16 protein-coding genes are annotated in these 19,639 nt (G+C 59.8%); 12 read left to right on the forward strand and 4 right to left on the reverse strand.

All coding sequences use genetic code 11. From position 1 onward, the window contains the following. Positions 1–60 precede the first annotated feature (60 nt). Complete coding sequence (locus tag GJU83_RS08625; RefSeq protein WP_069182309.1) at positions 61–732, reverse strand: haloacid dehalogenase type II; 672 nt, start codon at positions 730–732, stop codon at positions 61–63. A 244-nt stretch (positions 733–976) separates the two neighbouring features. Between GJU83_RS08625 and GJU83_RS08630 the strand changes: the two genes are divergently transcribed. The 5 genes from GJU83_RS08630 to GJU83_RS08650 all read left to right on the forward strand — a co-directional run bounded on the left by GJU83_RS08630 (position 977) and on the right by GJU83_RS08650 (position 6,561). Further along, positions 977–2,089 carry an alpha/beta hydrolase gene (locus GJU83_RS08630; RefSeq protein WP_228715160.1) on the forward strand — a complete coding sequence of 371 codons (1,113 nt, stop codon included), beginning with the start codon at positions 977–979 and terminating at the stop codon, positions 2,087–2,089. A 33-nt stretch (positions 2,090–2,122) separates the two neighbouring features. Then, positions 2,123–3,034 carry a LysR family transcriptional regulator gene (locus GJU83_RS08635; protein ID WP_069182311.1) on the forward strand — a complete coding sequence of 304 codons (912 nt, stop codon included), beginning with the start codon at positions 2,123–2,125 and terminating at the stop codon, positions 3,032–3,034. Positions 3,035–3,174: 140 nt separating this feature from the next. Then, a complete protein-coding gene (locus GJU83_RS08640) occupies positions 3,175–4,395 on the forward strand; it encodes a Bcr/CflA family multidrug efflux MFS transporter (protein ID WP_069182312.1) in 1,221 nt (406 codons plus the stop codon). 70 nt (positions 4,396–4,465) lie between these two features. Beyond that, a complete protein-coding gene (gene tpx, locus GJU83_RS08645; protein ID WP_069182313.1) occupies positions 4,466–4,963 on the forward strand; it encodes a thiol peroxidase in 498 nt (165 codons plus the stop codon). A gap of 260 nt (positions 4,964–5,223) precedes the next feature. Then, a complete protein-coding gene (locus GJU83_RS08650; RefSeq protein WP_227514432.1) occupies positions 5,224–6,561 on the forward strand; it encodes an MATE family efflux transporter in 1,338 nt (445 codons plus the stop codon). Here the strand turns inward: GJU83_RS08650 and GJU83_RS08655 are convergent. Next, complete coding sequence (locus GJU83_RS08655) at positions 6,547–6,972, reverse strand: thioesterase family protein (RefSeq protein ID WP_069182314.1); 426 nt, start codon at positions 6,970–6,972, stop codon at positions 6,547–6,549. The genes GJU83_RS08650 and GJU83_RS08655 overlap by 15 nt on opposite strands. A 292-nt stretch (positions 6,973–7,264) precedes the next feature. Here GJU83_RS08655 and GJU83_RS08660 point away from each other — a divergent pair, with 292 nt between their 5' ends. The 4 genes from GJU83_RS08660 (at position 7,265) to GJU83_RS08675 (ending at position 12,031) form a co-directional block, all read left to right on the forward strand. Next, positions 7,265–8,902, forward strand: coding sequence for an MBL fold metallo-hydrolase (locus tag GJU83_RS08660; RefSeq protein ID WP_069182315.1), 1,638 nt, complete (start codon positions 7,265–7,267; stop codon positions 8,900–8,902). 191 nt (positions 8,903–9,093) lie between these two features. After that, complete coding sequence (locus GJU83_RS08665; protein WP_153634100.1) at positions 9,094–10,479, forward strand: succinylglutamate desuccinylase/aspartoacylase family protein; 1,386 nt, start codon at positions 9,094–9,096, stop codon at positions 10,477–10,479. 45 nt (positions 10,480–10,524) lie between these two features. Continuing rightward, positions 10,525–11,493, forward strand: a complete 969-nt coding sequence (locus GJU83_RS08670; protein WP_153634101.1) for a DMT family transporter — start codon at positions 10,525–10,527, stop codon at positions 11,491–11,493. Then, the gene (locus GJU83_RS08675) at positions 11,486–12,031 is read left to right on the forward strand and encodes a carbohydrate-binding protein (protein WP_153634102.1); all 546 of its coding nucleotides are present in this window, start codon (positions 11,486–11,488) and stop codon (positions 12,029–12,031) included. The genes GJU83_RS08670 and GJU83_RS08675 overlap by 8 nt, the downstream gene beginning before the upstream one ends. 16 nt (positions 12,032–12,047) lie before the next feature. On the opposite strand, the gene GJU83_RS08680 is transcribed toward GJU83_RS08675, so the two are convergent. Next, a complete protein-coding gene (locus GJU83_RS08680; RefSeq protein ID WP_153634103.1) occupies positions 12,048–13,232 on the reverse strand; it encodes a MalY/PatB family protein in 1,185 nt (394 codons plus the stop codon). A 210-nt stretch (positions 13,233–13,442) separates the two neighbouring features. Between GJU83_RS08680 and GJU83_RS08685 the strand changes: the two genes are divergently transcribed. Together GJU83_RS08685 and GJU83_RS08690 are read left to right on the forward strand one after the other, a co-directional pair. Next, complete coding sequence (locus tag GJU83_RS08685; protein WP_153634104.1) at positions 13,443–14,330, forward strand: AEC family transporter; 888 nt, start codon at positions 13,443–13,445, stop codon at positions 14,328–14,330. A 43-nt stretch (positions 14,331–14,373) separates the two neighbouring features. Further along, positions 14,374–15,264: a prenyltransferase gene (locus tag GJU83_RS08690; protein ID WP_153634105.1), complete on the forward strand. Its 891-nt coding sequence runs from the start codon at positions 14,374–14,376 to the stop codon at positions 15,262–15,264. Here GJU83_RS08690 and GJU83_RS08695 read toward each other — a convergent pair. Continuing rightward, complete coding sequence (locus tag GJU83_RS08695; protein ID WP_153634106.1) at positions 15,254–16,897, reverse strand: methyl-accepting chemotaxis protein; 1,644 nt, start codon at positions 16,895–16,897, stop codon at positions 15,254–15,256. The genes GJU83_RS08690 and GJU83_RS08695 overlap by 11 nt on opposite strands. A gap of 221 nt (positions 16,898–17,118) precedes the next feature. Between GJU83_RS08695 and GJU83_RS08700 the strand changes: the two genes are divergently transcribed. Next, complete coding sequence (locus GJU83_RS08700; protein WP_153634107.1) at positions 17,119–19,626, forward strand: acyl-CoA dehydrogenase; 2,508 nt, start codon at positions 17,119–17,121, stop codon at positions 19,624–19,626. Positions 19,627–19,639: the final 13 nt, after the last annotated feature.

The following is a 19,639-nucleotide window of genomic DNA, read 5'->3' on the forward strand; positions in this document are numbered from 1 at the left end:
CGCCATCCATGGCGACAGACAGTTTTGGAAAGCCTACCTCAACACCTGCCTCCTTTGGCTTCAGAGGTTTTTCAGAGTTGCCTCCAGTTCTGAAAGACTTTTGATCACTGCTGACGGCTGAATATCCCAGTCTTCAAAAACCTTTTCCGGATCCCTCTTTACCCAGATTGCGAGCAATCCTGCTGCCCGGGCACCAATTACATCCCAGGCGTTACTGGAGACAAGGCACAGGGGCTTTTCCCAGGAACCGGTTGCACGCCGCGCATAGGTGTAAACGGCAGGATCAGGTTTGAAACTCTTGATATCGTCTACCGATACCAGACCTTCGAACTGCTCCAGCAGTTCGTTATGTCCCAGGACCTTTTCCAGCGCCGGATAACTTCCATTGGAAAACGCGAACAGCGGATACTGCCCTTTCAGGCTCTTCAATGCCGGTAACGCGTCGTCGAAGGCGGGCAGGGAGAGGTATGCTGCCATCAGGGCGTTTTCGCGTTCTTCGGACAGGGTCAGTTTGTGGGTTGCCATCGCGTAGCGCAGGGCTTGGCGGGTGCAGACACCGAAGTCTTCGTAGACTTTCATCAGGCCCTTTCGGAATGAGAATTCCAGCTGTTTCTCCCGCCACAGTGCGGCTACGGCTTCTGCCCTGTCGCCGGCGTCCTCCGCCAGGAGGCGGGACATGCCCATGGGGTCGACCAGGGTTCCGTAAACGTCGAAAGCGAGGGTCATGCTCATCAGTGGGGCTCCTCATCCGGAAGGGGGTTCGGGGTCGTATACTGAGGTCACAGTATCGGGATTTGAACGATCACTCAACACAGCCAGCAATGACGACGGTTTAAACGAAAAGAGCGAATCTGACTCGGCAGCTATGACTATCCTCAGGAATCTGCTCGTTTTACTGGTGCTGGGCACCACCGCGGCCTGTGCCACCAGCACTCAATTCTATACCCCCGGGCCCTCAACATTGGGAGCCGAACCCATGTCCGATTTCGACCGCTATGTCGAATCTGCCAATGCCTATGTCGATACCAATCTGGTTCCGGTGGAGGGGTTTGATCGGGAGCAGCAGGTGCTGTGGAATCTGCCCTACCGGATGAAACCGGGGGCAAACTGTAGTTCGGGCGATCGCACCGGGCTGTTGTTGATTCACGGCCTGAGCGATTCGCCCTTTGTGTTCCGGGATCTGAGCCGTTACCTGGCTGATGAATGCATTGAGGTGCGGACCCTGTTGCTGCAGGGGCACGGTACACGGCCCGGCGATATGGTGACGGCCAGTGCCGATGTGTGGCGTGAGCAGGTGCGCAATCACTTCGTCGCCCTGTCGAAGGAGGTGGACCTGGCGTTTATTGGGGGCTTTTCACTGGGTGGTGCTCTGGCCACGGATTATGCCCTTTCGAAAACCGGGCCCAGACCGGAGGGCCTGGTTGCGGTCGCACCCGCCTGGCAGCTCAACGGTCTTCGGGACTACCTCTGGTTGGCGCCAATTGCCGACGTGTTTGGTGACTTTGTGGAGAAAGAGCCGGAGCTGAACCCGGTAAAATACGAGTCGTTTTCGTTTAACGCCGGCAGTCAGATCGGCGATGTTATCTCGTCAGCTCAGGGCCGCATCGTCCAACAGGAAAATATTGATATGCCGTTGTTCCTGGCTGCGACAGAGGCCGACTCGGTGATCAACCTCGATTATCTGGTCACGCAGTTCCGGGAACGGTTCCGCCAGCCCGGGAACGCCATGATGATTTTTCGGGATAGCCGAACCCCCTGGCCCGACGCACAGGCTGATGAACGCATCCGGTTTATGAACAGCTACCTGCCTGATGCCAATATTCTGGAATTCTCTCATCAATCCCTGCTGATCTCGCCTGACAATGAGCTCTATGGTCTGGGGGCGCCGCTGCAACGCTGCCTGGAACCGAACAATATTTCCCTCGAGGGTTGCCGCCAGCTGCCGGAGCAAGACCTCTGGTTCAGTGCCTGGCACGACACGGAACGCCCGGTATACACCAGCCGGTTGACCTACAACCCCTGGTTCGATGATCTGGCAGAGGCGATTGGGGCATTTATTCGTACACACGCTTCAGCCGAGGAGCCGTAGCGCCACCGAGGACATCGGGTTACACTGCCATTCATGAACCCGATTGATACATTCAACCTGGATTTCCGGGCCCTGAGCACGTTTCTGGCAGTGCTCGATGAAGGCAGCGTGTCCCGCGCTGCGATTCGGCTAGGCGTTACCCAGTCCGCGGTGAGTCACACCCTGGAACGCCTCCGCCAGGCATTGGGCGATCCGCTGTTCGTGAAGTCGGGGCGGGGCATTGTGCCAACCCGCTACGCACTCCAGGCGGGCCCCCATGTTCGCCAGATTCTGGACGACCTGCAGTCGCTGTCTTCTGGCCCTCCGTTCAGTCCGGCCACGGCCGAGTTTACGTTCACGATTGCCGCCAATGACTACCAGCGGGATCTTCTGCTGCCCGGTCTCGTACGTACGTTGCGGCAAGAGGCCCCGGGTATCAGTCTGCAGGTTATTCCTTCTGGCATTCCCCGGGCTGACCTGTTGCGGAAGGATGTATGCGATCTGGTGATTTCGCCCCACGCGCCGGAGGCGACGGACATTATGCAGCGGGGTCTGATGGCCGACCGGATGGTGGTGTTCTATGACCCTGAATACCGGAAACCGCCAGTGGATCTGCCGGAATACCTGAAGGCAGACCACATCGCCCTGTTGTTCGCTACCGGTGAGAAACCCACTGTGGAAACCGCGATTGAGGCGCGTGGACTGGTTCGTCGCAATGTGGTGACGGTGTCCAATTTTTCGGGTCTGCCTGAGTTTCTGCGGGGTACCGACATGCTGGCGACGGCGCCTGAAGGCATGAGCAAACACTTACTTCGCGACTTCGCCTGGGTTCCCCTGCCCTTTGATTTCAAGCCGTTCACCTTGCTTATGCTGTGGCATCGCCGCAATCAGAATGACCCTGCCCACAAGTGGCTGCGCAATCAGGTGAATGCCGTGGCCGCTACGCTCAACGGTCTGAAAAGTTAATCAATTAGTTTTGCTCATAGGTTGTATGAGCCTTCTTGCCGTTATCTTCCATCTCCTTCTGCCCTAGACTGCGTTTACTCCCGTGTCGGCCGGGTCGGGTAGGGCTGTTGGACTTTTTGAGATAACACATCAGGAAAACCATGCTGACTTTAACCAGTGTCTGGACAACGATACTTCTCGCCGCCGCTGTGGCCCTTGGGCCGCTGGCGACGGATATGTATCTGCCGGCGCTGCCACAAATCGGTTCAGACTTCGGCACCGGTACCGATCAGGTTCAGCTGACGCTGAGTCTTTATTTGGTGGGGTTTGCCATTGCTCAGCTGATTTGCGGTCCGTTGGCCGACCGTTTTGGTCGCAAGCCGATCATGATTGGCGGTTTTGTGCTGTTCGCCATTGCCAGTATTGGCTGTGCCCTGGCGACCAATATTGAAACCCTGATCCTGTGCCGTTTTCTGCAAGCGCTTGGTGGTTCTGCCGGGCCGGTTCTGGGTAGGGCGGCGATTCGAGATATTTACACGCCCCGCGAAGCCGCGAAGATCCTGGCAATTCTGGCCAGCATCATGGCCCTGGCGCCGGCCGTGGCGCCGACCATTGGTGGTCTACTAACCGCCAGCCTTGGCTGGGCTTCTGTGTTCCTGGCGTTGGGTGGCTATGCCCTGGTCATGGCGTTGGTAGTGGCCTTCGGCATTCCCGAGCCCATGCGCCCGGAACATCGGCAATCTTTGAAGCCCTGCAGTCTGCTGCGGAACTATCGGACTATCTCGAAGGACATCAGCTTCGTGGGCTACACCCTGACCAATGCGCTGATTTTTTCCGGTCTGTTCGCCTTCCTGTCTGGTTCTTCGTTCGTCCTGATCGATTTCCTGGGCGTGCCAACCGAGCAGTTCGGTCTTTACTTTGCGTGCATGGTGGCCGGGTACATCGTAGGAAACCTGACTGCCGTCCGTCTCGGCCGTCGCCTGTTGCCGGACCAGATCCTGATGCGGGGACTAATCATTGCCGTGGCTGGTGGCAGTCTGATGGCCGTGCTGGCACTGAGTGAAGTGTTCAACGTCTGGGCGGTGATCCTGCCCCAGGCCCTGTTCATGATCGGAACCGGGATGGTGCTGCCCCAGACCATGGCCGGTGCCCTGGCCAACTTCCCGAGCATGGCGGGCTCCGCTTCTGCCCTGTTCGGCTTCACCCAGATGGCCGTTGCGGCCGTCGCCGGTATGCTGGTGGGCCACCTGCACGATGGCACCTCTCTGGTCATGGCCCTGATCATTGCAGCCTGCGCCGCAATCGCCATGGGCTGTTATCTGGTGCTGGTTCAGCGTTATCCTGCGAAAGGTTTCGAGCCACAAGGCGCGACCGGCAATTAAGGCAAAATCATCCAAAGTGGTCTACACAGAGTACTTAACACTCTAAACCAGACACCGAGGAGCAAAGACTATGAGCAGCGTTAACCTGGACGGCAATCCCATTGAACTGAGCGGCAAATTTCCCGAAACAGGCGACAACGCGCCTCCCTTTACCCTGACCAACAGCGGCCTGGAAGAAGTCAAACTCGACAACTGGGCCGGCAAGCGCAAGATCCTGAACATCATCCCCAGCATCGACACCGGCGTCTGCGCCGCGTCTACCCGGAAGTTCAACGAAAAAGCCGGCAGCCTGGACAACACCGTGGTACTCGTCGTCTCCGCCGATCTGCCCTTCGCGGCCGCCCGTTTCTGCGGCGCTGAAGGCCTGAAAAACGTCGAAACCCTCTCCACCTTCCGGAACTACAGCTTCCAGCAGGATTACGGCGTCGCCATCCAGGACGGCCCCCTTGCCGGTCTCTGCGCCCGGGCGGTGGTTGTACTGGATGAAAACAACAAGGTAATCCATAGCCAGCTGGTTGATGAGATCAAGAACGAGCCGGATTACGATGCGGCCTTGAAGGCACTTTGATCGTTTTCTCCAAAACCGAGCGGTTGGCTTAACCGCCAATTGCCGGGGCAGCCGGATGGGGGCGACTTTCTGAAACCGTGCGGAGCCAGGGATGGCGGAGCCGAGCGTACACGGAAGTATTTACAGCGTGTTTCAGAAAGTCGCCCCCATCTGGCTGAATGCACCCAAAGCCGCGCCGAAGGGCCTGCTAACACCCAAGCCAGGACCTGTTAGAATCCCCGCACAAAGCCCGAATCCTAACCAAAGGCCCCTGACGCCCCGTGCAGACCACCACCCAGAACCCATCCCTGGCCCGCCAGCTCTACAGCATGACCTGGCCCATGCTCTTCGGGGTACTGTCCCTGATGACCTTCCAGCTGGCCGACAGTGCCTTCGTGGGTCAACTGGGTCGGGATCCGCTGGCGGCCCTGGGCTTTACCCTGCCGATGCAGCAACTGATCATCGGCCTTCAAGTGGGTCTGGGTATTGCCACCACGGCGATCGTCTCCCGCACATTGGGTGCCGGCGATGAGCTTCGAGCCTATCGCCTGGGCGGGCTGATCATCACCGTTGGCGGCAGCCTCGTTTTCGTCATCTGCGTGGCCCTGTGGTTTCTGCAGGAGCACATCATGACAGCCCTGGGCGCGGAGGAATCACTGCTGCCATTGATCCGCCAGTACTGGGTGCCCTGGCTGATGGCCGCCTGGACCGGCGCGTTCCTGTATTTTGGCTACAGCGTTTGCCGGTCCCATGGCGACACCAAATTGCCCGGGTACATGATGGTGGCTACCAGCCTTACCAACATCGCCCTGGACCCGCTGTACATTTTCGTTTTCGGCTGGGGCCTGCCCGGTGCCGCCTGGGCCACCATTACCTCTTTTGGTATCGGCTGCCTGGTGATCTACCCGAAGCTCCTGAAACGCCACTGGGTTCGGTTCGATCTTCAGGAGCTTGCGCTCTGGAAGGCCCTGAAACAGCTCAACGGCATCATGGCGCCGGCCATGGTCAGCCAACTGATGCCGGCGGTTTCCGCGATGCTTGCGACGGCCCTGGTAGCGGGATTCGGCTCGGCCTCGGTGGCCGCCTGGGGCCTGGGCACCCGCCTGGAATTCTTCTCGATTGTGGTGGTACTGGCACTGACCATGTCGATGCCGCCGATGATTGGCCGCATGCTGGGGGCTGGCGATATCGAGCAGATCCGGAAGCTGGTTCGTCTGGCCGTGCGTTTCGTGGTGGTCTGGCAATTGGCCATTGGCCTGGCCTGGGTGGTGGCATCCGGATTGGTGTCCGAGCTGTTCTCCAGCGACGGTGACGTTCAGGAGGTTCTGGCCGGTTATCTGTTGCGGGTGCCACTCAGTTACAGCGGTCTGGGCGTGTGTATGCTGATGGTGTCGGTGTGCAATGCCCTGGGGCTGGCAATGCGGGCCCTGCTGGTGTCCACCCTGCGCCTGTTTCTGTGCTTCCTGCCTCTGCTCTGGCTGGGCAGCCAGATCAATGGCATCTATGGCCTGATGAGTGGTGCGCTGGTCGGCAATCTGTTTGCCGGCGCCATGGCGTACAGCTTTTACCGGTCCGGCATGGCGCGCTTGAAGGCCGAGGTGGCCTCAGGCAAAGCGTGAACGGAAGCTTTCGGGTATTGGCACCACTTCTTTGCGGTGGTAGTTGAAGAAGACGAAGCCGTATTTCGCCAGGGCCACGGGCTGGCCGCTTTCGGCCTTGGTAACCCGGAATACGAAATCCCCGCCATACTTGTTGAAGTCCATAACGCCTACTTCAAACCTGAGCATTTCCGGAAAGAAGGATTCGGACTGATACATGGTGGCCAGGTCGGTGACGATGATGCCGGTGCCATCCTTGCTGGCTTCCTGGATGCCATAACTGACCAGGAACTGGGCCCGGGCTTCGGACAGCATGGAGATCAGGGCGTCGTTGCCGAGGTGGTTGGCGCCGTTGATGTCGGTGATTCTTACCGGCATTCTGGTTTCGAAGCAGAAGACGTCGTCCGGGAAGGAGAGTTTGATTCGGGCCACGGGGGTTCCTGTTTTCGTTTCGTATCCTGGGGCGAATCATACGCTGTTCGACTTTAGTGTTCATCTCAAGACGCCCCGTCCCAAATCGGTTATCTTGCTATGAGATCTCCGCGCCGTTGGTTTTGGTGGAGCGACGGCAGGGAAGGGCTTTCCAAAACACGCTCCTTGCGGCACGTCCATGTGACGCTTGACTGTCGCCATCCCTGGCGACAGACAGTTTTGGAAAGCCCTTCCCTGCCATCGTTCGTATCACTCCCGCGCACTGGCAATAAATATTTGAAGATGGAGTCTTATGGAAATTCGTCCTGCTGCCACACTGGTTCTGGTTCGTGATACTTCCGATGGCCTTGAGGTCCTGTTGCTGCAACGCACTTGGGACGCAGTGTTCATGCCCGGCTATTTTGTGTTTCCTGGCGGGCGGGTCGAGGAAGACGAGACTCATGGCCAGGAGCATGTGATCGGGGCCGGAGACGCCGAGATCAGTCAGATCATGAGCGTCGATGAAGGCGGCGCGGACTATATGCTGGCGGCGGTTCGGGAATGTTTTGAGGAGTCCGGGGTTCTAGTTGCCGTGGATAAACAGGGGAATCCCATATCCGGCGATCATCCTGTTCACGCTGACCGGAAGTCGGTGTTCGACGGCGAGCTTTCTCTGGCCAATCTGTGTGAAAAGTATGGGTTGGCAATTCCGCTGGACAGGCTGGCTTACCTTGGCCACTGGATCACGCCGCCGGGGCCGCCACGGCGTTTCGATACGCGGTTTTTTGTGACGCCCGCGCCGGAAGGTCAACTGGCCGGTCACGACGGGGTGGAGACCATTGATCATGTCTGGATTCGCCCGGAGCAGGCCCTTGAGGATCATCGGAATGGCCAGCGGTTGCTGGGGTTGCCGACGATCCGGACGCTGCGGGTGCTCAGTGATTTCGACACCGCTGAGGCGCTGATGCGCTACGCCCATGCCAATCCGCCGGAGCCCTACCCGAGTCAGCCCTGGCCGGCCCTGAAAAAGGGCAAGGCGGTGACTCTGGAACCGGGGGCGCCAGCCTATGATGAGGCGGCGAAGCTGGATCCGGAAGGTGAAGGCTCAACCCGGGCAGAGATTATTCCTGGTGAACCGGTTGAGGTTGCGGCCCGGGTGATACGGCTGACGGCGCCCAATCCGGGCATGATGACGGGGCCGGGCACCAACACCTATATCCTGGGCCATGAGCGTTTCACGGTGATTGATCCAGGTCCCGCCAACGAGTCTCATATCGAGCGGATTCTGGAGGTGACCGGTGGCGTGGTTGATCAGGTTCTGGTGACTCACACGCATCAGGACCATTCGCCGGCCGTAGCCGCCCTGAAAGAGCGCACAGGCTGCCGGGTGTTCGGTTGGCCGGCGCCCGAAGGTGCGGGGCAAGACCAGACCTTCCGTGCCGACGATGAGCCGGAGCACGGCGATCTGATTGTGACCGAGGCCGGGATTCTGAAGGTGCTGCATACCCCGGGCCATGCGTCGAACCACCTGTGTTTTCTGCTGACCGAGCAGAAGCTGCTGTTTTCCGGCGATCACATCATGCAGGGTTCAACGGTGGTGATTAATCCGCCGGACGGCGACATGAAGGCGTATATCGAGTCGCTGTACGAGTTGCTGGCCGAGTCCGTTCGTTACATTGCGCCAGCACACGGTTTCCTGATGGGGCAGCCCGAGGCCGTGATCGATTTCCTGATTACCCATCGATTGTCCCGTGAGCACAAGGTGGCCCGGGCGCTGGAGGCCCTGGCTCCAGTGGATCTGAAAACCCTCACAGCGAAAGCCTATGACGATGTTCCGGCCGCCATCCATGGCCTTGCGGCGCGATCAGCACTGGCGCATTTGCTGAAACTGGAGGCCGAGCACCGGGCGTTCCGGGAGCACGACCTGTGGCACGCCGTACACGACAGCTAACGCGGCAGTAACGAAAGCACACCGGATTTCGCAAAATAACCATATAGTTGATCGCTTTTGCGGCGTATAACTATTGCCGATATCACTTGCCCGGATTTCATGAAAGTGGCATTAAACCTTTGTCACAGCAGTATTCATGACCGCCAGAGGCACTCTATCCTTGAGCGCACACTGACGAACCGTGAGGAAATATGCTGTTTGAGCGGCTTCAAAAACCGTCCCACCGGACCCTGCTGATTGCCCTGGTTATTCCCTGGCTCTCGGCCCCCCTGTTTGCCGAAACCGATTCGAAAGAAGCCGGCAAAAAATCCGAGGTGCTGATTGCGGAGCTGGCCGAAGACGAGAGCGTCGAGGATGTCGAGCATTCGGCTCCGCTGCAGCGGGACGGACAGAAAGAAAAAGCGCCGAAACCAAAAACCTCACGGGGCGGTGCCGGTGTTGATACCCCCTCATCAGCTTCCCGCAAGGTGGCTCCGAACATCGATCTGAAAGAGGTAGCGCCACCACCCGAGGCGCAGACCTCTGCGCCGCCTGAAACCGATGCGGACGCTGCCGAATCCGAGGTCATGGCAACGGAAGCGTTGGCTGAACCCGAGCCGCAACCCGAGATTCGCGAGGGCAAGGTGTTTACCCTGCTCGACAACGATGTCATGCCTGGCACCTCTACCCGCCTGGCGTGGACACCCGGCATCCAGATTGCCGGCCTGTCCCAGACAACCCCGGTTCTGGTGGTCAACGGCATCAACGCCGGCCCCACCCTGTGCCTCACCGGCGCCATCCACGGGGATGAGTTGAATGGCATCGAGATCATCCGCCAGACCATGTATGACCTGAACCCCGAAAAACTGTCGGGCACGGTGGTGGGTGTGCCGATCGTGAACCTGCCGGGGTTCCAGCAGGGCAGCCGGTATCTGCCCGATCGTCGCGATCTCAACCGGCATTTCCCGGGCAGCCCCGACGGCAGCCTGGCCGACCGCATTGCCCATTCGCTGTTCGAGAACGTGATTCGCAAGTGCGACATGCTGGTGGACATCCACACCGGCTCACTGAAGCGCACCAACCTGCCGCAACTTCGTGCCGACATGAACAACCCGGACGTGGCGGAATTCACTCGCGGCTTTGATCGCATGGCAGTGGTGCACAGCACAGGTTCGGCAGGCATGCTGCGCACGGCGGCTGTGGAAGCCGGGATTCGAACAGTCACCCTGGAAGCCGGCGAGTCTCACCGCATCCAGCAACACCAGATCAGCGCCGGCGTGAACAGCCTGACCAGCCTGATGGAACGCCAGGGCATGATCTCCCGGATGTTCGTCTGGGGCGATCCGGAACCGGTCTATTACGATTCCGACTGGATCCGCGCGGACCACGGCGGAATCCTGTTCAGCGAAATCGAGCTGGGGGCAAACGTGTCGGAAGGGGAAATTCTCGGTTACGTCTCCGACCCGATCACCAATGCCCAGCACCCGATTCGGTCCACCAGCGATGGCCGGGTTATCGGCATGGCCGTGGATCAGGTGGTGATGGCCGGTTTCGCCGCCTACCACATTGGTACGGAGGCAGAAGTTCCCGGAGAGTAGTATGCTAGGCTTTTTTCGGGCACCACCAACCCCACAGGAGCCTTTGTGTCTTCCGAGAACGCCGGAGTCTTGTCACGTATTCCCGGCCTGGCCTACATTGGCCTGGTTCTTACACCCCTGTTCTGGGCCGGCAACGCGGTTGTGGCCCGGGGCACGGTAGAGAGCATACCGCCACTCTCCATGTCGTTCTGGCGCTGGGTTATCGCCCTGGCTATCCTGCTGCCTTTCGGGCTTCCGGGAATCTGGCGCCACCGCGAGGTTATCCGTCAGCGCTTCGGCTCCATGCTGGCCCTGGCGACTTTCAGTGTTGGCGCGTTCAATACTCTGCTGTATCTGGCGGCCACCACAACCACCGCCACCAATATTGCCCTGATCAACGCCACCATTCCCATTTTCGTCGCACTGCTGGCGTGGATTCTGCTCGGGGACCGCACCCGTCCGATCCAGGCCTTCGGGATAGCCCTGGCCATTACAGGCATCGTTACCGTAATCGCCCGCGGTGACCTCTCGGTGCTGACCAGCCTTGAAGCCCAGCCGGGGGATCTGATCATGGTGGCGGCGGTATTCAGTTGGGGACTGTTTTCAGTGCTGTTGCGGCGACAGGCCGTGCCTCTGCCTGCGTTGACCTTTCTGACCACGCAGATCCTTCTGGGAACCCTGGTTGTACTGCCGTTCTACCTGACCGATCTGATTTTCTTTTCCGGTGGCTTCGAGCTTTCCCGGAGCACGGCACTGCCACTCCTGTATTTCGCAATCTTCCCGGGGATCCTGGCCTATGGATTCTGGAATCATGGTGTGCATAAAATTGGCCCGGCCCGAGCGGCCATCTTCATGTACCTGACGCCTGTCTTCGCCTCGATTCTGGCGAGCATTTTCCTGGCCGAATCCCTCGGGCTGTTTCACATTATTGGAGGTGCGCTGATTCTTGCCGGGCTGGTGCTGGCCACGCAGACCCGAAAACGCACCCACTACCCAACCCCAGAACAGTCAGCAAAAGGAGACCCCAATGATTAGATCTATCCCAGGAAACGCTCACAGCTTCTTTTGCCTGGTTCTGGTCCTTCTGGCCGCCGGCCTGTCTTTGCCGGCTGCCGCAGAACCCTGCGATCCTGAAGAGTCCAAGTGGGTACCCAGCCGCTACTACCCGGCAGGCTCCGCAGTGTTTCACAAGGGCAACTGGTACGAATCCCGCGAACTGCATCAGGGGCTGGAGCCAGGCATTACCTTCGACTGGAAAGAGCTGGATTCTGTGCCGGACTGCGAGGGCCGTAAGCAAGCGGTTGAACAGTCCCAGACCGAAGAAGGTCAACAGGGACCCGAGGCCGGTACCAGCCAGACTGCCGGCAAGAGCAAGCGGGGCGAGACGGCTTCCGGCATGTGCGTCCGGCCCGACCCATGGCTCTTCTCCAAAAGCTACACGGTTGGCAGCCTCGCTACCCATGGCGGTCAGATCTGGGAGGCCATTCGGCCAACCAATGGCGATATGCCCGGCATGAACAAGCCTCCGCGCTGGAAACTGGTGGAGGATCACTGTTCCATGGAGCGACAGTAACCCTCCTGGCCAGTAGTCAGAGAGCCGCTTCTATCCGGCCGACAACCTCTTCCAGAACCGACCGCGGGCAGCCGATATTCAGGCGCATAAAGCCGCTGCCCGGGTCGCCGAAGGAGATTCCGGGGTTCATGCCCACCCCGGCTTGCCGGACGAAAAAGCGTTTCAGGCCCGCATCGTCCAGGCCCAGCTCGCGACAATCCAGCCACATGAGGTAGGTACCCTCGGGAGCGGATACGCGAATGCCAGGCAGTCGCTGACCAACAGCCTCCACCACATAGTCCCGGTTTGCCTGCAAATAGACCATCAGGTCGTCCAGCCACGGGCCGCCGTGGCGATAGCCGGCCTCGAACCCGGCAATACTGAACGGATTGCACTGGGGCAGATGCATGGACTCGAACACTGTCTTCATCGCCTTGCGTCGGTCCGCATCGGGGATCACAAGGGCTGACAGCCCCAATCCGGGCATATTGAAACTCTTGCTGGGTGCGACTGCCGTGACCAGTGCGTCGTCAGGGCCTGCCAGGTTGGCCAGCATCGTGTGGCGAGGTTTATCAGGGAACGTCAGGTCGCAATGGATCTCGTCGGACACCACCACCAGCTGGTGTCGTCGCGCTATATCGAGAACCGCCCCCAGTTCCTCCTCCGACCAGACCCGGCCAACCGGGTTATGGGGCGAACACAGCAGCAGAATTCGGGCATCGGGGCGGGCCGCACACTGCTCCAGGTGATCCAGATCCATGCGGTAATGACCCGTATCTCCGGTATCCGGATCTTCCGGCACCAGCGGGTTCTCGATCACCACCCGGCCACTGTGCCGCACCGAACTGAAAAACGGCGGGTAGACCGGGGGCTGGATGATGACCCCCTCACCGGGCCCGGCGTAAGCCATGCAGGCCGCGTTGATCGAGGGCACCACGCCGGGCGCCATCAGTATCCACTCTCGCTGGATTTCCCAGGCATGGCGACTGGCGAACCAGTCAATCATCGACTGGTATAGACTGTCCGGAAACAGCGTGTAGCCATAGACCGGATGTTTGGCCCTCTCCGCCAACGCCTGGGTGACAGCCTCCGGTGCCGCGAAATCCATATCGGCTACCCAGACCGGAATCACATCCTCGGTGCCAAATACCGCCTTGCGGGCATCAAATTTGACGGAACAGGTATGTTCCCGGCGAACGGGGTGATCAAACGGGCTGGACACGGGCACTCTCCAGGGCAGATAACGTGGTAAAAAACGATATTGTGGTGGGCCCGTGCGACCATCGCAACTGTCGTCCAGAGATGTCGTCATTGTGTTCATATCCGGCTTTGGTCGAACATCGTCGATAAACACTTGCCCAGGCAGTGCAATACTTGCGAACCTAACGGTTTATCCAATAACAATGCCGAATTTTCTCCCGGAGCCTTTTCAATGATTGGCCAGATCCTGTCCACCATGTTGCCGGTATTCCTCATCGCCGGTTGCGGCGCCCTGTACGGTCGCTATCGGACGCCCGACATCCAGGGGCTGAACGTACTCAACATGGAGCTGTTTGTTCCCATGCTGGTCTTTGCCGTGCTCGCAGACCAGCAGGCCCCGCTGCAGGAGTATGCCAGGCTGGCATTGGCCGCCACGGTGGTTGTACTCGGATCGGGGATTGTCCTGTATCCACTGGCCAAGGTTCTGAAGCTGAACCTGAAGACCTTCCTGCCACCGATGATGTTCAACAATTCCGGTAACATGGGCATTCCGCTGCTGGTTCTGGCCTTCGGTGATGAGGCCCTGCCGGCGGCCATCGTGCTGTTCATCGTGGAAATGCTGCTGCACTTTTCGGTGGGGTTGTACATGCTCGACCCCCATACCTCCATCATAAAACGCCTTAAGCTGCCCATTGTCTTTGCCAGTATTGCCGGGCTGTCGGTCAATCTCGGCGGCGTGCATTTGCCAGAGTGGCTGCTGGAAACCCTGAACATGCTCGGTGGTGTGTGCATTCCGCTGATGCTCTTTGCCCTCGGTGTGCGCATGCTGGATATCGATTTCAGCGACTGGAAAATGGGCATGCTGGGGGCCATTGCCTGCCCTGCCAGCGGCCTGCTACTGGCCTGGCCAATGATTGCGATTCTCGATCTTCCCGGGTTGCAGGTGGCAGCGCTCTGGGTATTCGCAGCCTTGCCTCCGGCGGTGCTCAATTACATGGTGGCGGAACAGTATCGTCAGGAGCCACACACGGTCGCCTCGCTGGTATTATTAAGCAACCTGGGCAGTCTGGTGGTGATGCCCGTTGTGCTGGGCCTGGTGTTTGCCGCGGGCTACGTGTGAACGCCTGCCCGGTGAACGGCTCTGTTAGCTGAGGAAAGAACGGATGTCTGAAACCGTTGCGGTGGTGCGCGCCTCCCGACCCAATTTTCTGGTCCTCGCACCCCTGTGCGCCGGCCTTGGCGTGGCGGTAGCCTGGCACCAGGGCGAACCACCCACCCTGATCAATACTCTCCTGGTTCTGATTGGCGCCCTGCTGGCTCATGCCGCCGTCAATCTGCTCAACGAATACGAGGACTTTACCTCCGGGCTGGATCTGATGACCCGCCGCACCCCGTTCTCCGGCGGCAGTGGGGCCTTGCCGGAAGTGCCCTCGGCCGCCAGACAGGTTTTGCTGGCCGCGTTTGGCACCCTGGGACTGGTGATAGCCATTGGCCTCTACTTCCTCTGGCTCCGGGGCCTGCCCATGCTGGTGTTAGGCGCCGCCGGCGTGGCACTGGTGCTCACGTACACCCGCTGGATTACCCGTTCTCCGCTGATTTGCCTGCTGGCTCCGGGGCTGGGCTTCGGCCCGGTCATGATTCTCGGCAGCCTGATCGCCCTGGGGGCACGGTTGGATGTAACTGCCGTGACTGTGTCTGCCATCGGCCTTTTGCTGGTCAGCGAATTGCTGCTGATCAATCAGATTCCGGATGCAGACGCCGACCGGAAAGTCGGCCGTCGGCATCTGGTTATTACCCTGGGGCAGCCAGCCGCGGCCCGCCTGGTAGCGCTCCTGTTACTGAGCAGCTACGGCCTTCTCGAGGCTGCAATCTGGATCGGCTGGTTGCCGGTGTGGGCCACTCTTGCCCTTGCGCCTCTGCCGGCAGCGATCTGGGTAAGTGTCAAACTGCCAGGTGCGCTCGCCAACCCAGTACAGCTGAATACCCTCCTGGGAATCAACGTCGCGGTGCTGCTGGCAACCCTGGCGCTGTTGATCTGCGGGCTCAGCCTTTAAACCGGAACACACTGACCCGGGAACGCAGTTGCCCGGCCAGCACCGCCAGATCCCGGCTGGCCCCGGCCACCTGCTCAGAGCCGGCTGAAGTTTCCACCGTGGCATCGTGAATGCGGCTGATATTGCGATTAACCTCTTCCGCCACGGAACTCTGCTCTTCCGACGCACTGGCAATCTGAGCGTTCATGTCGTTGATGGCGCCGACCTCGCTGCGGATTCTGGCCAGGGCAGCCTCCGCCTCACTGGTCTTGTCTACCGTGGTGCGCGCCAGTTCCCGGCTGCTTTCCATAACCTCGGTCGCCTCGCCTGCACCGGCCTGGAGGTTTCCAACCATTTCCTGAATTTCCCGGGTGGAATCCTGGGTCCGGGATGCCAGGGAACGGACTTCGTCGGCAACAACGGCGAAGCCCCGGCCATGTGTACCGGCCCGGGCCGCCTCGATTGCAGCATTCAGGGCCAGCAGGTTGGTCTGTTCGGCGATGGCGTTGATCACCTCGATGATCTTCTCGATGTTCGCACTGTCCTCCGACACCCGCTGTACGGTCCGGGTTGCCTGCTCCAGGGTCTCGGCCAGCTCTCCGATGGAAGCAGCCGTTTCCTGCACCACGCGATTGCCACTTTCTACTTCGGTATCGGCTTTCTGGGTGGCGGTTGCAGCGCTGGCGGCGAATCCGGCCACTTCGTTCACCGTGGCCGCCATCTGGTTCACGGCCGTAGCCATCTGTTCCGCCTCGCTGGCCTGCAGACGGATCTGCTGGCTGTTGTTGTCCGAGGTGTTTTCAAGTTCAGACGAAGAACTGGATAGCTCTTCGGCCGCCGACCGGACTTCCCGGATAATGCCGCCCAGTCGCTCAACTGTATCCTGCAACGCGCCCATCACGCTGTCGGGATATCGGGTTTGAATATCCTGATCCAGCTCTCCATCAGCCAGATGGCGAATGGCTGTTGCAACATCCTCCGGCTCACCGCCAAGAATCTTCTTCAATCGGCGGATGATCACCAGGGCTACCAGAGCACCGAGAACCACCGCAAGTCCGGTCACTGACAGGTTCAACACATTGAATGTACTGGCGACCTCTCGTACTTCATCCACGCCGGTGGTGACCACGTCTTCCTGGTAATCGATAAAGGCGTTCACTCGCTTCAGCCACTCAGAGTAAGCGCCGGACACATCGCTGAGCAGAAACGACCGGGCCCGGTCGATGTTGCCGGCCAGTCTGAGATCGAGGAGCTCATCGGTCAGAGTCAGGGCCCTGAGCTCTATCTCTTTGATCGCGGCTAGCAGTTCCTTTTCCCGGCTGGTTGCGCCTTCTTCCCGGAACATGGCATCCATCGGGCCCGCGGAATCCCGGTAAAACGCTTTCAGCCGCTCGATGTCGGCGAGATGCCGTTGCAGATCCCGGTCGTTTTCCACCAGCACCGCATCGCGGATGGCGATGGCCCGATCGTGGACACTGCCGCGAAAATTGATCGCGTATCGCTGTTTTACGGCAGCGCCATCGCCCACGTCGGTGAGGGTCCGGTCGATAAAACCGACCCGCTGGTTGCCAATCAAACTGACCGCAATGACCAGGGACAGAATCAGACCAAAGCCAAGGGCGAGGCGTTTCGCAACGGTGAGCTGGCCAAACATGTTTACACTCCGGACACTTTTTATTGAATGAAGCTATGTGCTCTCTAAAAGTTGCAGTCTGGATCAATCAATAACGTCTTCAGCCCGGTTTTTTGACAAGACTTTTCATTACTGCAATCAATCTTTACATACCGCCCCGGAACCCCTTGCAACCGCATGGACTTTGACCGATGGTTAAAGTTGATTCTGAGCGATTGCATTCACGATACGGAGGTCTCCCCATGAGTGTTCTTCTCCTGCTGGTCAGCGCCCTGGTGCTGATCTATCTGGGTATAGGGGGCAGCACAGCCGCTGCCGTCATGTCCATTGCCACCGTTGTGGGCCTGTTCCAGGATGGATGGCACCTGATCAGCATTCTGTGCGGCGGCGTTCTGCTGGCCCTGGCGCTGATACTGGTGATTCCCGGCGATTTGCGCCTCGACAAGCTCAGCCGCCCCCTGCTTGGCTGGGTTCGCAGCCGGCTCCCGAAACTTTCCGACACCGAAGCTGAAGCCCTGAAATCCGGCTCGGTGGATTGGGACGGCGAACTCTTCTCCGGCAAGCCAAAATGGAACAAGCTGCTGGACGCTAAGCCCGCGCATCTGACCAGCGAAGAGCAGGCCTTTCTGGACGGCCCGGTGGAGAAGCTCTGCGCCATGCTCGACGACTGGAAAATCACCCACGAACAGTACGACCTGCCGGACAAGGTCTGGAAATTTATCCGTGAGAACGGTTTTTTCGGTCTGGTGATTCCAAAAGAAGACGGCGGCCTGGGTTTCTCGAACACCGCCCATTCCGAAATCGTGATGAAGATTTCCACCCGGAGCGTGTCCGCAGCGGTTACCGTGATGGTGCCCAACTCCCTCGGCCCCGGTGAGTTGCTGATGCATTACGGCACTGATGAGCAGAAACAGCACTACTTGCCCAGACTGGCCGGCGGCGACGAGATTCCCTGTTTCGCACTGACTTCGCCAGTGGCCGGCTCCGACGCCGGCGCCATTCCGGACAAGGGCATCGTCTGCAAGGGCCAGTGGAACGGCAAGGAAGTGCTGGGGCTGAAAGTCACCTGGAACAAGCGCTACATCACCCTGGCCCCGGTGGCGACACTGATCGGCCTGGCCATCAAGGTCTACGACCCGGACAAGCTGCTGGGTGAGTCTGACGAGATCGGCGTTACCTGCGTGCTGGTACCAAGGGACACCGAGGGCGTCAACGCCGGTGCCCGCCACCTGCCTATGAACACCGTGTTCATGAATGGCCCGACCTGGGGCAACGATGTGTTTATCCCCATGGAACAGGTGATCGGTGGCCAGGACATGCTCGGCAAGGGCTGGACCATGCTGCTGGAATGCCTCTCCATCGGCCGCTCCATCTCCCTTCCCGCCCTCGGCACCGGAGCCGGCAAGGTGGCCAGCCTGGCCACCGGTTCATATTCCTACACCCGGGAACAGTTCGGCCGTACCATCAGCCAGTTTGAGGGTGTGCAGGAAGCCCTGGAGCCCATCGCCGGCTACACCTACATGATGGACGCAGCCCGGCTGCTGACCTCCGGCATGCTGGACCGGGGCGTGCGCCCGTCGGTGCCCTCTGCCGTGCTGAAATACCGCAATACCGACCTGATGCGGGAAGTCATCAACCACGCCATGGATGTGGTCGCCGGTCGGGGCGTGATCACCGGGCCCCGCAACTTCCTGGCCCGGGCCTACCAGGCAGTGCCCATCGGTATCACCGTGGAAGGCGCCAATATCCTAACCCGGAGCCTGATGATCTTTGGCCAGGGGTCCATCCGCTGCCACCCGTTCATTGTTGAAGAAATCGAAGCCGCGGGCATGGAAGACGAGGACAAAGCGGCCAAGAAATTCGACGGTATCTTCTATCGCCACCTGGCCCACACCACCCGTAACGCCCTGCGAGCATTGCTACTGGGGCTTACCCGAGGCTGGATTGAATCTGTGCCACGGCAGGGCGATATCAAGCTCTGTTACCGGCAACTGGCCCGGTTCTCGGCGGCGTTCGCCCTGATGACCGATGTTACCCTGCTGACCGTTGGCGGCGGCCTCAAGGCCCGCCAGCGGCTCTCCGGCCGGATGGCCGACTGCCTGGTACAGCTTTACTACGCCACCGCCGTCATCAAACAGTGGCATGAGGAAGGCTACCCGGACGACCAGCGGCCGCTGGTGGAATGGTGCCTGAAGACCTGCCTGAGAGACCTCCAGGACTCCATGCGCGAGGCCATCATCAACTTCCCGGTACCGGCCCTGCGCTGGCCCCTGCGCCTGCTGGTGTTCCCGCTGGGCGCCACCGGCCTGAACGGTCCGGATGACAAGCTCGGCGCAAAGGTCGCGGAATCCATCGTCAAGGACACCCCGGTACGCCAGCGCATCAGTCGCGGCGCCTACACCACCATGGATCCGGACGACCCGCTCGGCCGCGTATTGAATGCCTACAAGCTGGCGAACGAAACGGCGGATATGCGTCACCGGCTCCACGATGCCATGCGCAACCGCGATGAGGACGAACTGGGCGGCATTGACCTGCTCATGGGGCATCAGCGCAAGGAACTGGTGGACTGGGCCTGCGCCCAGGGCGTGGTCAAGGCAGACGAGTGCGACAAGCTGCTGGAAGCACTGGAGGCACTCTACGATGTGATCCGCGTGGATGCGTTCGACGCCGATGGCCTGAAGGCGCTTTCAAGGTGCGCCAAAGGTAAGCGCAAGGTCGTCGAACGTCCGCCACGGGAAGAGAAATAAGGTGCAGATCAGC

This window comes from Marinobacter salsuginis, from assembly GCF_009617755.1.
Taxonomy (GTDB): domain Bacteria; phylum Pseudomonadota; class Gammaproteobacteria; order Pseudomonadales; family Oleiphilaceae; genus Marinobacter; species Marinobacter salsuginis.

Excerpts from the sequence above, each read along its gene's own strand:
- GJU83_RS08625 (WP_069182309.1), bottom strand. The coding sequence starts at position 732 with ATGAGCATGACCCTCGCTTTCGACGTTTACGGAACCCTGGTCGACCCC.
- GJU83_RS08630 (WP_228715160.1), top strand. The coding sequence starts at position 977 with ATGTCCGATTTCGACCGCTATGTCGAATCTGCCAATGCCTATGTCGAT.
- GJU83_RS08635 (WP_069182311.1), top strand. The coding sequence starts at position 2,123 with ATGAACCCGATTGATACATTCAACCTGGATTTCCGGGCCCTGAGCACG.
- GJU83_RS08640 (WP_069182312.1), top strand. The coding sequence starts at position 3,175 with ATGCTGACTTTAACCAGTGTCTGGACAACGATACTTCTCGCCGCCGCT.
- tpx (WP_069182313.1), top strand. The coding sequence starts at position 4,466 with ATGAGCAGCGTTAACCTGGACGGCAATCCCATTGAACTGAGCGGCAAA.
- GJU83_RS08660 (WP_069182315.1), top strand. The coding sequence starts at position 7,265 with ATGGAAATTCGTCCTGCTGCCACACTGGTTCTGGTTCGTGATACTTCC.
- GJU83_RS08665 (WP_153634100.1), top strand. The coding sequence starts at position 9,094 with ATGCTGTTTGAGCGGCTTCAAAAACCGTCCCACCGGACCCTGCTGATT.
- GJU83_RS08675 (WP_153634102.1), top strand. The coding sequence starts at position 11,486 with ATGATTAGATCTATCCCAGGAAACGCTCACAGCTTCTTTTGCCTGGTT.
- GJU83_RS08685 (WP_153634104.1), top strand. The coding sequence starts at position 13,443 with ATGATTGGCCAGATCCTGTCCACCATGTTGCCGGTATTCCTCATCGCC.
- GJU83_RS08690 (WP_153634105.1), top strand. The coding sequence starts at position 14,374 with ATGTCTGAAACCGTTGCGGTGGTGCGCGCCTCCCGACCCAATTTTCTG.
- GJU83_RS08695 (WP_153634106.1), bottom strand. The coding sequence starts at position 16,897 with ATGTTTGGCCAGCTCACCGTTGCGAAACGCCTCGCCCTTGGCTTTGGT.
- GJU83_RS08700 (WP_153634107.1), top strand. The coding sequence starts at position 17,119 with ATGAGTGTTCTTCTCCTGCTGGTCAGCGCCCTGGTGCTGATCTATCTG.